Below are 14843 nucleotides of genomic sequence, written 5' to 3'. Positions count from 1 at the left end.
CGAGGGAGCCTGCCGCAGGCGCGCGCCCGGGCCCGGGCCCGCAGCGACTCCCTCGCGCTGGACGACGCGGACGCTCGCGCCGCCCCCGGCCGTCAGCGCTCGAGCAGCAGTCCCTCGAAGAATGCGCCGAGCTGCTCGGGGCGGTCGAGCGGCAGGATCGCCGACACGTAGTGATCGGGACGCACCACGACCACGGCGCCGTCGCGCGAGACGCCGCGCAGGTCGAAGATGTCCTCGTCGGGCTGCGCCGCGTAAACCTTCTCGTAGTCGGTGAGGCCGAACGGACCCGAGGCGGGCAGGAACAGCTTCGACACCCGCGACAGGTCGACGCCGTGGTGGTGCTGCTGGTACACGGCCTTGACGTCGAAGATCGCGTCGAGATCCGCCCCCTCGGGCGTGAAGCGGTGCAGCGGCGACGCGCCGTCGTCGAGCAGCCACGCCGCCCAGCGGTCGAGGCGCTCGCCCGAGGCGTCCGCGAAGGCGTACACCCGGAAACGACCGTCGGCGCGATGATGATGGCCGAGGTGCACCTCGACCGCGTCCGAGACGCGAGTCGTCTTGACCGACTTGAAGCGCTTGCCGATGGTGAACCCGCTCGCGAGATCCTGGTTCGCCCCGTCGCTCGTGAGCATGGACTCGGTGTACTGCGTCATGAACCCGGCGGGGAACTCGGCGGTTCGCACGTAGAACTCCTCGACCTCGCCCGGCGAGTCGAACTCCTCGGGCTTCTTGGCCATGAGCGTCGACCACTCGTGATCGAAGTCGATGAGGTTCTTGGAGGTCACCCAGCGCTCGTCCGAGTAGGTCTTCAACAGCGACTCGGGGCTGCGCCCCTCGAGCACGTAGCCGAGCTTCCAGCCGAGGTTCCAGCCGTCCTGCATCGACACGTTCATGCCCTGCCCCGCCTTCGCGCTGTGCGTGTGGCAGGCGTCGCCCATCAGGAACACGCGTCCCTTGCCGTCGGGCGACGTGGCCGCGTCGTCGAAGCGGTCGGTGAGCCGGTGCGCCACCTCGTAGACGCTGTGCCAGGGCACGTCGCGCACGTCGAGCGTGTAGGGATGCAGGATCGCGTTGGCCCGGGCGATGACCTCCTCGAGCGGGGTGTCGCGCACCTTGCCGCCGTCGTGCTCGTCGGTCTCGCCGAGGTCGACGTAGATGCGCGCGAGGTGATTGCCCTCGCGCGGGATGTGCAGGATGCTGCCCGCCTCGGAGTGGATGATGCACTTCTTGCGGAAGTCGGGGAAGTCGGTGACGGCGAGCACATCCATGACCCCCCAGGCGTGCAGCGAGGTCGAGCCGGCGAGCGAGCCGCCGATCGAGCGCCGCACGGCCGAGCGGGCCCCGTCGGCCCCGATCACGTACTTCGCGTGCACCACGACCGTCTCGCCGTCGTCCGCCGCCTCGGACTTCGCGGCGTTGATCCCGGCTCCGCTGTAGCCCGAGACCCGGCGCAGCGTCACCGCGATGGGGTACTCCCCCTCCCCCGTGACCTCCAGGTCGAGGAACTCGTAGCCGTAGTCGACGTCGCCCCGCGCGGGCGCGCGGCGCGCGTACTCGGCGAAGTAGTCGATCACCCGGGCCTGGTTGACGATGAGGTGCGGGAACTCGCTGATGCCTTTGGGGTCGTCGGGCGTGATCGAGCTGCGCACGATGTCGCGCGGATTCTCCGGATCCGGAGTCCAGAAGTCGGTCTCGGTGATCTGGTAGGCCTCCTGAATGATCTGCTGCGCGAAGCCGAACGCCTGGAAGGTCTCGACGCTGCGGGCCTGGATCCCATCGGCCTGCCCGAGCACGAGACGCCCGTCGCGGCGCTCGACGACGCGCGTCACCACGTTCGGGAACTGCGCAAGCTGCGCGGCGGCGACGATGCCCGCCGGGCCCGAGCCCACGATCAGCACGTCGAGGTGCTCGGGGAGCTGCTCCGGGCGGTTCAACCCGACACCCGCGGCGGGCTGGACTCGCGGATCGGTGGAGACGTATCCGTGGTGATGGAACTGCACTGTTTCTCCTCACTGCGCCGTCGCGGGATGACTCCGCCATCGCAATGTTCTATAATTGAACACGAAGTTTGAATATCGCACAGTCAGAATAGACCGCCTCGCGCGATCGCACAACATCCGCCCCGACCGCATCCGCCAGAATGGTTCACATGACTTCCACGAGCGACACCGCAGCCGCGAGCATCGGCCCCCAGACCGCCGGGTCGCAGACCCTGGCCCGCGGCCTGCGCGCGCTCGAGTTGCTCGCGGAGGCCGAGCAGCCGCTCTCGATCGCAGATCTCGCGCAGCAGCTCGGGGTGCACCGATCCAACGCCTATCGCGTCCTGCGCACCCTGGAGCAGCACCGCTTCGTCACGCGGGATCAGGCCGGCCGCATCCGACTCGGCCCCAAGCTCACCGTGCTCGCGCGCGGCGTGGCGCCGGCGCTGCACACCGCGGCGATGCCGGCCCTCACCGAGCTCGCGTACGAGCTCGGCATGACCGCGTTCGTCACGGTGCTCGACATCGACGATGTGGTGACCCTCGCCACCGTCGAGCCCGCAAACGTCGCCGCCAGCGTCGCCCGCAACCCGGGAGTGCGACACCCCGTCGACCGCGGAGCCCCGGCGCGCGCAATCGAGTCGTCCCTCACCGCGTCGGAGCACCGGGCCTTCCTCGGCGACGACGAGCTCAGCACCGCAGCGCTCGAGGCCCGCCGCAACCGCTACGCCCTCAGTCACGACGAGGTCATCGACGGGGTCACCAGCATCGCCGTGCCCCTGCGCATCGACGGCGAACCGCCGGCCGCCGTCGCCGTCGTCCACTTCAAGCTCCCCGAGCCGCTCGACTCCGTCGTCGACGCGCTGCACGCGACGGCAGAGCGCATCGCGCAGAGCTACCGCTGAGCCCGCCGCTCCCGCCGTGCCACGCGGCGCCCGTCGCCCCGCACGCCGTGTCATCCTGCGCGCAGTGAGCGTGCGAACGGAATCGCAGGATCCGACGAGGTGGATCCTGCGACTCGTTCCTCGCGCAGGATGACCGGGCGGGCCGATCCTGTGGGTACTATAGGGAGCGTCCAGCTCGGTCGGCTCGTCTCCGACCCGGCCGGCTAAGGCGCTCGAAAAAGGGGCGCTGCTGTCAGGGCTGCGCCGCCCGACGAGACATACACGGTTCCCCCTCGTTTCGAGTTCTCATCAAAGGATCTGTGATGTCCGCTTCTGCACCCACGCTCGTCCATACCCTCGCGACCGCGCTCGCCCGCCACGCCGATCGCAGCTTCGGCCTCATGGGCAACGGCAACGCCCACCTCATCCAGTGCCTCTCCGAGCTCGGCATCCCCTACACGGCCGTGCGGCACGAGGCCGGCACCGTGGCCGCGGCCGACGCCTATACGCGCGTCGGCGGCCGGTTGGCGATCGCCACGACCACGTACGGCGCGGGATTCACTAACACGCTCACCGCGTTGGCCGAGGCCGCGCAGGCGCGCACCCCGATGCTCGTCGTCGTCGGCGACGCGCCGAGCGACGGACCGCGCCCGTGGGACGTCGACCAGGAGATGCTCGCCGCCGCCCTCGGCGTGCGCACGCACATGCTCTCGGTCACGGGCATCGAGCGCACCGTGGACCGCGCCGCCGCATACGCGCTGCGCGTACGCCGACCCGTCGTGCTCGCGATCCCCTACGACCTCGTCACCGCGCCGGCCGTGGAGCCCGCCCCCGCCGTCGAACCGCGCGGGATCGACCTCGACGACCCGGCGGTGCTCGCAGCGCTGAGCGCCTCGGTCGCCGAGGTCGCACCGCCTGCCCGCCCGGTCGAGCCCGTCGTGCCGCAGGGACTCGGAGGCCCGGCCGGCCACCAGATCGAGGCGGCCGTGCGCGCGCTGCTCGAAGCCGAGCGACCCGTCGTGCTCGCCGGGCGCGGCGCCCACCTCTCGGGCGCCTCCGCCGAACTCGGCGCCATCGCCGACGCCCTCGGCGCGCTCACCGCCAGCACGGCGCTCGCGCGGGGCATCTTCCCCGACCCGCGCTTCGACCTCGGCGTCACCGGCGGGTTCGGGCAGTCGGCCGCCATGTCGACGATCGAGACGGCCGACGTGGTGCTGGTGGTGGGCGCGGGCCTCAATCAGTTCACGATGCGCTTCGGCGATCTCTTCGGCGCCGGCACCACCGTGATCCGCATCGACGACGAGCAGGTGGCACCCCCGAAGACCAACCGCCCCATCACCCACCTGCTGCTGCAGGGAGACGCTCGGGCCACCCTCGGCACGCTGCTGGGCGCGCTCGTCGCAGCGGGACGGGCGCCCGGCGGCTGGCGCGAGCGCGTACCCGGCCTCGAGCCCGGGGGCGCGCTGCGCGTGCGCGACGCAGGCTTCGCCGAGCACCCCGACGGCGTGTGCGCCGACGGGCGCCTCGATCCTCGCGGCGTCGCCGCCCGAATCGCCGAGCTGCTGCCGCCCGAGCGCCACATCACCACCGACGGCGGCCACTTCATCGGCTGGGCCAGCATGTACTGGCCGGTCGCATCGCCCGAGCGGCTGGTCATGGTGGGCACCGCCTATCAGACGATCGGCCTCGGATTCCCCACCGTCGCCGGCGTCGCGGCAGCCGCCCCGGGCACCACGACGGTGCTGAGCACGGGCGACGGCGGCGGCCTCATGGCGCTCGCCGACCTGGAGACGGCGATCCGCACCTCGCCCAGCAATGTGATCGTGGTCTGGAACGACGGGGCATACGGAGCCGAGGTGCACCTCTACGGGGCGATGGGGTTGGACGAAGAGCCGATGCTGATCCCCGACGTCGACTTCGCCGGCCTCGCGACCGCCCTCGGCGCGCAGGGCGTGCGGGTGCACCGGCTCGAGGATCTCGAGGCCCTGCGCGCGTGGACCGCGGCCGGGGCGCAGGGCACGATCCTGCTCGATTGCCGCATCTCGCGCGGGGTGATCGCCGAGTACCAGCGCGAGATCCAGCGGGTGAACGGCCTCGACGTCTGACGGGCCGGCCCCGCGCCGGCCCGCCCGTCGCTCCCCTCCCGTTCCGCTGCCTGCGTCCCTGCCGGGGTCACTGCCGGCGTCCCTGCCTGCATCCCAGCCTGCGTCCCAGCCGGTGCCGCCTCCCCGCTACGCGCGTCAGTAGGTGTCGCCTCACGGGACGCGAGGCAGCAACTCCTGACGCGCGAAGGAATCAGGATCGGGGCGACTCGGGATCGGGGGGGCGACTCGGGACCGGGGGGGCGACTCGGGATTGGGGGGCGACTCGGGATCGGGGGGGGCGACTCGGATCGAGGGTCGAGTGCGGACCGGCGAGAGCGACCGGGGCGCCGGAGCCACCGGAGCGCCAGAGCGAATCAGGATCAGGAGACGCGGTAGACCGTGTGCACCACGCGATCGGCCTCGCGCGCGCCGTCGGCGATGAACAGGGCCTCCTGCAGCTCGGCGAGAGCGGGGTCGGAGGTCTCGAAGCGGAGGGCGACACGGAAGTATCGGCCGCGGGCCCCGGGCGAGTCTCCGGACGCCCCGGTCGCTCCGGGTGCTCCGGGCGCTCCAGGGGCCCCGGACGCCCCAGTCGCTCCGAAGCCGCCGACCTCATCCGGGCGCGGCGCGCGCCGCAGGCCCGTCGCGTGCAGCCCGATGAGAGAGCCCCCCGCGGCACGGGCGTCGTAGCGGGCATCGATCTCGACGGCTCCGTCGGGGCGCACCAGCTGGCGATCGCCGCCGCCCGGCAGGATCGCGGCCCGCAGGTCTCGCAGAGCCTCGCCCGCATCGGAGCCCGGGATCCCGCGCAGTTCGCCGCCGAGGATCGGGGTGATGCGCCGCAGCCCGTCCCGGGTGCGCCCGAAGTCGAGCGGTTCGCCGAGGTCGACCGTCACGGTCGCGACGGCTGCGAGCGATGGAACGGGCCCCCGCGCCGACCCCGGAGCCGGCGCCGGCGCGGGCGGAATCCGCACGGTCACGCCCCCACCCGAGCAGAGAGGGACGAGCGCGCGTTCAGCTGCTCCGGGTGGAACCCGGCCGCGAGCTTGTACTCGGCGGCGATCGCCTCGAGTTCGCTGCGCGGGATCACGTCGTGGATATCGGAGAAGCCCTCGGGCGCGCGCTCGCGAGCGATCTGCATGACGCGCTCGGGACCGGTCTGCCGCGTCAACTCGAGCAGCCGGGTGCACGCGGGCCGGCGCGCCTGTTCGTAGGCCGCGAGGGCGTCATCGACGGACGCCGCGGTGGCGAGGTGGTAGGCCAGCGTGCGCGCGTCGAGGGTGGCCTGCGAGCCGCCGTTCGAGCCGTTCGGGTACATGGCGTGCGCCGCATCGCCGAGCAGCACCAGCCGGCCGAACACCCAGCTCGGGATCGCGTCGCGATCGACCATCGGGTACTCGAGCAGCTCCTCCGAGTCCCGGATGATCGCGGGGATGTCGAGCCAGTCGGAGCGCCAGCCGGCGAAGGCGTCGGCGATGGGGGCGCGATCGACCGAGCGATTCCAGTCGACGTGGGGCGATCCGCCGCCGCGGCGCTCGGCGATGAAGTTGATGCGCTGCCGGCCGTCTTCGAGCGGCCCGCTCAGCGGGTAGGCCACGAACTTCTGCTCGGCGTCGCCGAGCATGATCATGGTGCGGCCGTCGAGCACCGGGTCGACGAGCGCGGTGCCGCGCCAGAGGGTGAGGCCGCTCCAGCGGGGTGCGCCCTCGCCGGGATAGTGGAGCTTGCGCGCGGCGGAGTGGATGCCGTCTGCCGCGACGATGAGGTCGGCGGCGACGCGCTCGCGCGAACCGTCCGGGAGTTCGCAGACGGCGACGGCGGAATCGTCGAGCTCCTGGACGTCGACGAGCTTGCGCCCGAGCCAGATGATCCCGCCCAGGCGCTCCTCGACGAGGTCGCGCAGCTCGAGTTGCAGCCGGCCTCGGTGCACCGAGAGCTGCGGCCACTCGTAGCCCGCGGACCGCCCGCGGGGCTCGGTCCAGATGAGCTGTCCCTGCCGGGTGTAGTAGCTCAGCGACGCGGGCTCCACCCCGAGCGCGGCGATGCGGTCGGCCACACCGAGCTCGGTGAGTTCGCGAACCGCGTGCGGCAGCAGGTTGATGCCCACGCCGAGGCCGCGGATCCGCTCCGTGCGCTCGAGGACGACGATGTCGGTGAAGCCGGCGCGCTCGAGGCTGAGGGCGGTGATGAGGCCGCCGATGCCGGCGCCCGCGATGACGATTCGCACGGGAAACTCCTTCGGTTCGGGTCGCGAGGCCGCGGACACGGCTCACGAGTAATTAGTCAATAAAGACTATAAACGATGCGTGTGGGGACCGCACCCCCGCTCGCGGGTCGGGTGCGGTCAGGACGACGCGCGAGCCGAGCGGGTGAAGACGGGCGTCCCCTCGATCCAGGTCGACACGACCCTGGCCCGGTGCAGCTCATCGCTCGGGAGCGCGAACGGGTTGGGCTCGATGACCGCGAGGTTCGCGAGATAGCCCTCGCGCACGCTCCCGGTGTCGTGGTCGCGGTGGTTCGCATACGCGCTGCCCGAGGTGTATGCGGCGAAGGCCGTCACGAGGTCGAGACGCTGATGCGCACCGCCGAGGGGTTCGGCGTCGATGCCGGGAGCGACGCGCGTCACCGCCACCTGGATCGCCGCGAGAGGATCCGCGCTCGACACCGGCCAGTCGCTGCCCGCCGCGAGACGCGCGCCGTGCGCGTGGAGTTCGCCGAAGGGATACTGACGGGCCTCGGCCCCCTGCTGCAGGAACGGCAGCGTGAGCGTGTCGAGCTGCTGCTCGTGCGTCGCCCAGAGCGCTTGCAGATTCGCGATCGCGTCGACCTCTGCGAAGCGCGGGGTATCGGCCTCCGCGACCACCTGCAGGTGCGCGAGGTGGTGCCGACCGTCGCTCGGGCCGTTCGCGGCGCGCGCCGCGGCTACGGCGTCGAGCGCGTCGCGCACCGCCCGGTCCCCGAGCGCGTGGAAGTGCACCTGCATGCCCGCGGCGTCCAGCCGCACGACGGCCTCCCGCAACGTCTCCGCGTCGATGAAGGAGATGCCGTGATTGCAGGTGTCCCGGCCGCGCGCGTCCCGGTAGGGCTCGATCATCGAGGCCGTGAAGTTCTCGGCGACCCCGTCGACCATCATCTTGACGGTACCGAGTTCGAAGCGCTCGGCCGACCCGCTCGCGCGGCGCTCGTCGCGACGGGCGATCATGTCGTCGATCTGCTCGAGCCCCGCGGTTCGATCCCACCACTGGGCGCCGACGACGTGCACACGGAGCGCGTCGCTCTCGACCGCCCGGAGGTAGACGTCCCGACCGCCCATCTCCGCGCCGTCGTCGCCGACCCAGGCGTCCTGCCAGCCCGTGATCCCGAGCGCGAGCAGCTCGTCCTGCGCCCGCAGCAGTCCGCGGAGGGAGAGCTCGGCGTCGACCGCCGGCTTGACGGCGGCGAAGAGCCCTCCCGCGCCCTCGTGGAACGTGCCCGAGGGGAATCCGTCGTCCTCGCGCTCGATGCGCCCGTCCGCCGGATCGGGGGTCGCGGCGTCGATCCCCGCCCGCCGGATGGCCTCGCTGTTGGCCCAGGCGCTGTGGTGATCGCGACTCATGAGGAACACGGGGCGGTCGGGGACGACCGCGTCGAGCAGCGCGCGACTCGGCGAGCCCCCGGGGAAGTGGTCCATGGACCAACCGCCGCCGAGGATCCACTCCTCCTCCGGGTGCGCGGCAGCATAGGCGCCGACCGTCGCGACCGCCTCGTCGGCGCTCCCGGCCTCGGTGAGGTTGCACTGCAGCAGCTCGACCCCCGCGCCCACGGGGTGCACGTGCGCGTCCTGGAACCCTGGCGAGAGCAGCGCCCCCGCGAGCTCGATCCGCCGGGTGGCGGGGCCCACCAGGGCTTCGGCCTCGGGCTCGGGCACCACTGCGCTGATGCGCCCTCCCGACACCGCCACGGCATACCCCGTGAGCGGCTCCCCGAAGCCGGTGAACACGGCTCCCCCGGTGAACAGCAGGTCGACGGACATCTCGGATTCCCCTCGTCTTCGGCGGGTTCGGCGTGATCGGGTCAGGTTAGCGCACGGACGCGGGCGTATGCGCCTCGACGCGCTCGAACACCACCTCGCCGGCCACGATCGTGGCCGCGGTGCCCACTCGGAACAGTTCGTCGCTCGGGAGCCCGAACGGGTCCTCGGTCGAGACGACCAGGTCTGCGCGCTCCCCCACCCGCACGCGCCCCGCGGCACCCAGAACGAGCGTGGCGGATCCGCTGGTGTACGCGGCGAGCGCCTCTGGGAGCGTGAGCGCCTGCGCGGGCGAGAGCGGCGGTGCCCCGGCCGCGGGGCCGAAGGGGTGCGCCCGGTTGACGGCGACGTGGATCGCCTGCCACGGATCGGCGAGCGACACGGGCCAGTCGGATCCCATCGCGAGATCGGCCCCGCTCGCGGCGATGTCGCGGAACGGGTAGGCCCGCTCCGCCCGCTCCTCACCCACGACGGCGATCATCGACGGGTCGCGGGTCGCCCACAGTCCCTGGATGTTCGCGGTGACGCCGAGCGGCCCGAATCGGGCGGCATCGGCGACGTCGACCATCGACAGGTGGGCGAAGTGGTGGCGCGGGCCGGGTCCGTTCGCGCGCCGCGCCGCCTCGACGGCGTCGAGCGCGACGCGCGTGCCGCGATCCCCCATGATGTGCAGATGCAGTGCGAAGCCTCGCGCGTCGAGCTGCACGGCGAGCTCCCGCATCGTCTCGGCATCGATGTGCAGCTCCCCCGAGTGCGGGTGCGAGCAGTAGGGGTCGAGCAGCGCGGCGGTCTCGCCCTGCGGCACCCCGTCGACCATGGCCTTGCACGTGGAGGACGCGAATCCGGCCGCCTCGTTCCTCGCGCGTCGACGCTCGAACTCCTCGACCAGCGCGGGCACGTCGGCGAGGGTGGTGCCCGGCGGGATCCACAACGCGCCGGAGACGCGGCTGCGCAACGAATCGTCGGCGATCGCGGCGAGGTAGGCCGGCGTGCAGTCGGCCTTGCCGTTGAAGTCTCCGAGGATCGCCTCGTGCCAGCCGGTGACGCCGAGCTCCCAGAGCGTGCGCTGGGCCTCGAGCAGGCCGGCCGTCATCTCGGCGAGCGATGCGGCCGGAATGACCGGGGCGATCAGCTCGACGCCGCCCTCGTTGAGGTACCCGGTGGGCTCCCCGTCCGCGTCGAGGTGGACGTGGCCGTTGGCCGGCTGCGGGGTGTCGCGATCGATCCCCGCGAGCTCGAGCGCGCGGGAGTTCACCCAGAGCGTGTGGTGCCCGGCGTCGCTCAACGCGACCGGGCGGTGCGGAGCGATCGTGTCGAGCATCTGCCGGGTGGGGTGTTCCAGGAGGTCGTGCGACCAGCCGCCGCCCGTGAGCCAGGCCTCCGGATCGCCTGCCGCGTCGAGCGCGGCCGCTGCGCGGCGGATGCGGGCGAGGGTGTCCTCGACCGAGCGTGCAGGGGTCAGGTCGAGACTCAGCCGCTCGACGCCCGCGAAGACGGCGTGCGCGTGCGCGTCGACGAAGCCGGGCAGGATCGCCCCGCCGCGCGCGTCGACGACCCGCGTCGCAGTGCCGCGCAGTGCGAGCACGGCGTCATCGGTGCCGACGGCGACGATGCGCCCGTGCGCAACGGCGACCGCGGTGCTCCGGGTGCGCGCACGTCCGTCGAACACGCGGCCCGACACGATGCAGAGGTCTGCGGCGATGTGCATGAGGTTCTACTTTCTGGGTTCGGGATCGGGTTCGGGATCGGGTTCGGGTTCGGGATCCGCCGATTGAGCGAGACGGAGCCGAGTCGAAATCGAGGAGTCCCCCGCCCGCTCGACCGGCGGGCTCAGACGAGGCGGAAGACCCGGATCACGACGCGGCCGGGCTCCGGCCGCGCGTAGCCGACGAACTGCGACTCGGCGAGCCACTGCAGCTCGGGGTGCTCGGTCTGGAAGGTGAACGCGGTGCGGTAGTACAGCTCCTCCTCGCCCACGCGCTCGCCGGCCTCCAGGCGCGCGAAGACGGAGGGATCGGTGCGCCAGTAGCCCCGGTTGACGACGTCGATCGCGGCCGACCCTCCTCCCGGCAGCTCGGCTTCGATGACGTAGCGCGCGTCGAGGCGCACGGCGAGTCCGCGGCCGCGCCACCAGTCGCCGCCTCCGGGCAGGATGCGCCCGTCGAGACGATGCCCCGCGAAGGATCCGCCCGTGATGGGCGCGAAGTGCAGGCCCTCCCCTGCGACGGCGCCGCCGAGCGGCAGCGCGTCGGCCACCTCCACGCGCAGCTCGAAGCAGTACTCGAACGCGGGCTGCATGAGCTCGGTCATGTGCGGTCCTCCGTATCGGCGAGTTCGGGCATATCGGGAACGGTCTGCACGCGGGTCACGACCGGGATCGCGGCGGTGCGCCCCGGGCGCCTGCGCCGCGGCTGCCACCCCTCGCGCGGGATCGAATCCAGCAGCAGCCGGGTGTACTCGGCGCGCGGGGCGTCGAGGATCTCGTCGGCGGTGCCGTACTCCTCGACCGCTCCCGAGCGCATCACGACGACCCGGTCGCAGAGGCGGCGGATCACGGTGAGGTCGTGGGTGATCATGAGCAGCGCGACGCCGGTCTCTCGTCGGATCCTGTCGAGCAGGGTGAGGATCTCCACACGGGTCGTCACGTCGAGCGCCGAGACCGCCTCGTCGAGCACCAGGATCTCGGGGTCGGCCGCCAGCGCCCGCGCGATCGCGACGCGCTGGCGCTGACCGCCGGAGAGCGACTTGGGCCGCTGATCGAGCAGCCCCTCGTCGAGCCTCGCCTGCGCCATGAGCTCTCGGATGCGGGCCTCGACCGCGTCGCGGGGGTCGCTGCGACGGTGCACCCGGATCGCCTCGGTGAGGCACTGCCGTACGGTCTGCCTGCGGTCGAGCGACTGGTAGGGATCCTGGAACACCATCTGCACCCGTTTCGCCCGGGCCCGGCGATCCCGCCCCGAGCGCGCCGGCAGGCTCCAGTCCTCACCCGCGACCGTGACGGCCCCCGCATCGCTCCGCTCGAGACCGCAGATGATGCGGGCAGAGGTTGACTTGCCCGATCCCGACTCGCCGACGATGCCGAGCGAGCCGCCGCGGTCGAGCGCGAATGCGACGTCGTTCACCGCGACGAGCGTCTCCCTGCCACCGCTCGCGCCGCGCACCCGATAGCTCTTGCGCAGCCCGCTGACCTCGAGGATCGGGGCGGGGGCGGCAGGGCTCCCCTTGGTGGGCTCGGCGGGTGTCGACTCGCTCCGCTCGCTGGGCCGGCGCGCGTCTGGCGCCTCTTCGTCGAGCGCCGCCGACATGAGCACGCGCGTGTACGCCTCCCGGGCCTCCTCGCGCATGTGCGCCGAGCGCAGCGTCTCGATCGTGCGCCCCTGGCGCATCACCGCGACCCGGTCGGTGACGGCGCCCGCGAGCGCGAGGTCGTGGGTGATGAACAGCATCGACAGCTCGCGGTGCTTCCGCAGCTCGCCGATCACGGCCATCACCTCCTCCTGCGTCGTGACGTCGAGGGCGGTGGTGATCTCGTCGGCGAGCAGGATCTCGGGATCCATCGCCAGCGTCGCCGCGATCATGACGCGCTGCAGCAGCCCGCCGGAGAGCTCGGCGGGGTACTGCCGGAGGCGGCGTCCCGGGTCGGGGATGCCCACCTCGTCGAGCAGCTCCTTCGCGCGCCGGTCGGCCGCGTCGCGCCTACGTCCGGTCACGTGCACGAGCGCCTCGGTCATGAAGTCGCCGATCGTGCGCAGCGGATTGAGGTGGGCCCGCGGGGTCTGGAACACCATTCCGATGCGGGTCGCTCGCAGCTCCCGCAGCTCGGCGGAGCGCATCTCGGCGATGTCGCGACCCAGGATCCGGATCGCGCCTCCGGTGGTGCAGGAGTCGGGCAGCAGCCCAGCGACCGCGCGCACCGAGAGCGTCTTGCCCGATCCCGACTCGCCCACGAGCCCGACGGCTTCGCCGGCGCCCACCGACACCGTGCAGTCGTGTACGAGGGTGCGCTCCGGTATCGCGATCGACAGGCGCTCGAGTTCGAGCACGGGGTGCGCTGCGCTGATCCGGTTCATCTTTCCTTCTCCTCGGCCCAGGTGGTGACGCGCGCCCCGATGATGCTGACCGACAGCACGGTGAGCACCACGAAGACGGCGGGGAACAGCGACTGCTCGGGCGCCCCGGCGAGGATGCCGGCCTGTCCGCTCGAGATCATGGATCCCCAGTCGGCCGCGGGCGGCTGCTGACCGAGACCGAGGAACGAGATCGCGGCGAGATCGAGCATCGCGTAGCCGAACCCGACGGCCATCTGCGCGGCGACCACGGGCACCAGCGCCGGAACGAGGTGCCGGAAGCAGATGGCGGCGCTCGAGACGCCCTGCACGCGCAGTGCGGCGATGTAGGGTCTGCCGAGCTCTCGCGAGGCCGCAGTCTGCGTGAGCCGCGCGACGACCGGGATATAGGCGACCGACAGCGCGATCACCGGCGCGACGAGGCCCTTGCCGAACATGGCGACCGCGAGCACGGCGAGCACGAGACCCGGGATCGCGAAGATCACGTCGACGATGCGCGAGATCGTGGCGCGCACCCCGCCCCCGAACCAGGCGGCGCAGATGGCGAGCAGCGCACCGCCCGCGGTCGAGAGCGCGACCACCACGAGCGGCGCGAACACGCTGGCCCCGGCGCCCGCGAGCATGCGCGAGATGATGTCGCGCCCGAGGTCGTCCGTGCCGAACACGTTGGCGGGGGTGGGCACCCCGTTCTCAGGGCCCACGTAGAGCTGCATCGGGTCGTAGGGCGCGATCCACGGCCCGAGGATCGCGCCCAGTGCGATGACCCCGAAGACCGCGAGCGCCGAGAAGAAGAGCCAGTCCTTGCGGGCGACCCGCTTCGCCGTCGCGGGCACACGGCCCTGCGCGAGTTGAGCGACGCTCATGCCTGCCTCCCTGCGGTGACGGTGTCGGGGTCGATGAGCGCGCCGATCAGATCGGCGATCGCGTTGAGCACGACGAAGACGGCGACGAGGATCAGCGACACGAGCTGCACCACCGGCAGGTCCTTCCGGGCCGCGGCCTCGGTGAGCAGCGAGCCGATGCCGCCGACGCCGAACGCGACCTCCACGATGGCCGATGCGGCGAAGAGGCCGGCGATCGTGGTGCCCGAGATCGCGAGAATCTGCGGGGCGGCGTTGCGGAACACGTGCACGCCGAAGATGCGCGCCCGAGGGATGCCGCGCACCCGCGCGGTGTCCACGTGCTCGGCGTGCATCTGGGCGACGATCGCGCTGCGGGTCACCCGGCTGACGTAGGCGATGAACATCACCGCGAGCGAGACGGCCGGCAGGATCAGATGCCAGACCCGGTCCCATCCGGGCGCGCCCTCTCCGTAGACCGGGAACCAGCCGAGGCTCTTCGCGAAGATCCAGATGAGCAGGATCGCGACGACGAACCCGGGCAGCGCCATGCCGAGCGCGGTGAGGATGCCGACCGCCCGATCCACGCCGGGGCCGCGAGTCGCGGCGAGGATCCCCGATCCCACGCCCGCGACGAGGATGATGAGCACCGTCAGCAGCACGAGCTGCAGGGTGATGCCGAAGCGCGGCGCGATGAGCGTCATCACGTCGGTCTTGTAGACGAAGGATCGGCCGAAGTCGCCGGTGAAGACGCCGCTGAGCCACTGGAGATAGCGCATCCAGATGGGGTCGTCGAGATGGTACTCCGCGCGAATCTGCGCGACGAGCTCGGGGGTGGGCTTCGCACCCCCGGCGAGCGCCGCGATCGGGTCGCCGGGGGTGAGCAGCAGTGCCGAGAAGATCACGACGCTCGAGAGGAAGAGCGTCAGCAGCAGGCCGCCGATCCTTCCCAGCAGCAGACGTGTCCAGTTCATGGTGTGG

General features: G+C 72.1%; 11 protein-coding genes. 2 read left to right on the top strand and 9 right to left on the bottom strand.

The window, feature by feature from the left end; all coding sequences use genetic code 11:
* Positions 1-92: 92 nt before the first annotated feature.
* Positions 93-2000 (bottom strand): FAD-dependent monooxygenase, encoded by a 1908-nt coding sequence (locus tag EVS81_RS13865; RefSeq protein ID WP_130110889.1) that lies wholly within the window; start codon positions 1998-2000, stop codon positions 93-95.
* 149 nt (positions 2001-2149) lie between these two features.
* Here EVS81_RS13865 and EVS81_RS13860 point away from each other — a divergent pair, with 149 nt between their 5' ends.
* Both EVS81_RS13860 and EVS81_RS13855 read left to right on the top strand, forming a co-directional pair.
* Positions 2150-2884 (top strand): IclR family transcriptional regulator, encoded by a 735-nt coding sequence (locus tag EVS81_RS13860; protein WP_130110888.1) that lies wholly within the window; start codon positions 2150-2152, stop codon positions 2882-2884.
* A 302-nt stretch (positions 2885-3186) separates the two neighbouring features.
* Positions 3187-4968 carry a thiamine pyrophosphate-binding protein gene (locus tag EVS81_RS13855; protein ID WP_130110887.1) on the top strand — a complete coding sequence of 594 codons (1782 nt, stop codon included), beginning with the start codon at positions 3187-3189 and terminating at the stop codon, positions 4966-4968.
* 359 nt (positions 4969-5327) lie between these two features.
* Here EVS81_RS13855 and EVS81_RS13850 read toward each other — a convergent pair whose 3' ends face one another.
* The 8 genes from EVS81_RS13850 to EVS81_RS13815 all read right to left on the bottom strand — a co-directional run bounded on the left by EVS81_RS13850 (position 5328) and on the right by EVS81_RS13815 (position 14836).
* A complete protein-coding gene (locus EVS81_RS13850) occupies positions 5328-5927 on the bottom strand; it encodes a DUF3237 domain-containing protein (RefSeq protein WP_130110886.1) in 600 nt (199 codons plus the stop codon).
* Complete coding sequence (locus EVS81_RS13845; protein ID WP_130110885.1) at positions 5924-7174, bottom strand: flavin-dependent oxidoreductase; 1251 nt, start codon at positions 7172-7174, stop codon at positions 5924-5926. Before EVS81_RS13845 ends, EVS81_RS13850 begins: the two co-directional genes overlap by 4 nt.
* Before the next feature lie 117 nt (positions 7175-7291).
* Positions 7292-8959, bottom strand: a complete 1668-nt coding sequence (locus EVS81_RS13840; RefSeq protein WP_130110884.1) for an amidohydrolase — start codon at positions 8957-8959, stop codon at positions 7292-7294.
* A 46-nt stretch (positions 8960-9005) separates the two neighbouring features.
* Positions 9006-10664 carry an amidohydrolase gene (locus EVS81_RS13835; RefSeq protein ID WP_130110883.1) on the bottom strand — a complete coding sequence of 553 codons (1659 nt, stop codon included), beginning with the start codon at positions 10662-10664 and terminating at the stop codon, positions 9006-9008.
* Between the two features lie 122 nt (positions 10665-10786).
* A complete protein-coding gene (locus EVS81_RS13830; protein WP_130110882.1) occupies positions 10787-11266 on the bottom strand; it encodes a DUF3237 domain-containing protein in 480 nt (159 codons plus the stop codon).
* The gene (locus tag EVS81_RS13825; RefSeq protein ID WP_130110881.1) at positions 11263-13026 is read right to left on the bottom strand and encodes an ABC transporter ATP-binding protein; all 1764 of its coding nucleotides are present in this window, start codon (positions 13024-13026) and stop codon (positions 11263-11265) included. The genes EVS81_RS13830 and EVS81_RS13825 overlap by 4 nt, the downstream gene beginning before the upstream one ends.
* The gene (locus EVS81_RS13820; RefSeq protein ID WP_130110880.1) at positions 13023-13886 is read right to left on the bottom strand and encodes an ABC transporter permease; all 864 of its coding nucleotides are present in this window, start codon (positions 13884-13886) and stop codon (positions 13023-13025) included. The genes EVS81_RS13825 and EVS81_RS13820 overlap by 4 nt, the downstream gene beginning before the upstream one ends.
* Complete coding sequence (locus EVS81_RS13815) at positions 13883-14836, bottom strand: ABC transporter permease (protein ID WP_130110879.1); 954 nt, start codon at positions 14834-14836, stop codon at positions 13883-13885. Before EVS81_RS13815 ends, EVS81_RS13820 begins: the two co-directional genes overlap by 4 nt.
* Between the last annotated feature and the right edge of the window lie 7 nt (positions 14837-14843).

The sequence above is a fragment of the Leucobacter triazinivorans genome, assembly GCF_004208635.1.
In the GTDB taxonomy this organism is placed as follows: domain Bacteria; phylum Actinomycetota; class Actinomycetes; order Actinomycetales; family Microbacteriaceae; genus Leucobacter; species Leucobacter triazinivorans.
Note: the sequence above shows the minus strand (reverse complement) of the source record. Positions and strands in the feature narration are given on the sequence as shown.

What these genes read in the sequence shown, in the direction of transcription:
- EVS81_RS13815 (WP_130110879.1), bottom strand. Translation starts at nt 14,836, where the DNA reads ATGAACTGGACACGTCTGCTGCTGGGAAGGATCGGCGGCCTGCTGCTG.
- EVS81_RS13860 (WP_130110888.1), top strand. Translation starts at nt 2,150, where the DNA reads ATGACTTCCACGAGCGACACCGCAGCCGCGAGCATCGGCCCCCAGACC.
- EVS81_RS13835 (WP_130110883.1), bottom strand. Translation starts at nt 10,664, where the DNA reads ATGCACATCGCCGCAGACCTCTGCATCGTGTCGGGCCGCGTGTTCGAC.
- EVS81_RS13820 (WP_130110880.1), bottom strand. Translation starts at nt 13,886, where the DNA reads ATGAGCGTCGCTCAACTCGCGCAGGGCCGTGTGCCCGCGACGGCGAAG.
- EVS81_RS13840 (WP_130110884.1), bottom strand. Translation starts at nt 8,959, where the DNA reads ATGTCCGTCGACCTGCTGTTCACCGGGGGAGCCGTGTTCACCGGCTTC.
- EVS81_RS13855 (WP_130110887.1), top strand. Translation starts at nt 3,187, where the DNA reads ATGTCCGCTTCTGCACCCACGCTCGTCCATACCCTCGCGACCGCGCTC.
- EVS81_RS13830 (WP_130110882.1), bottom strand. Translation starts at nt 11,266, where the DNA reads ATGACCGAGCTCATGCAGCCCGCGTTCGAGTACTGCTTCGAGCTGCGC.
- EVS81_RS13825 (WP_130110881.1), bottom strand. Translation starts at nt 13,026, where the DNA reads ATGAACCGGATCAGCGCAGCGCACCCCGTGCTCGAACTCGAGCGCCTG.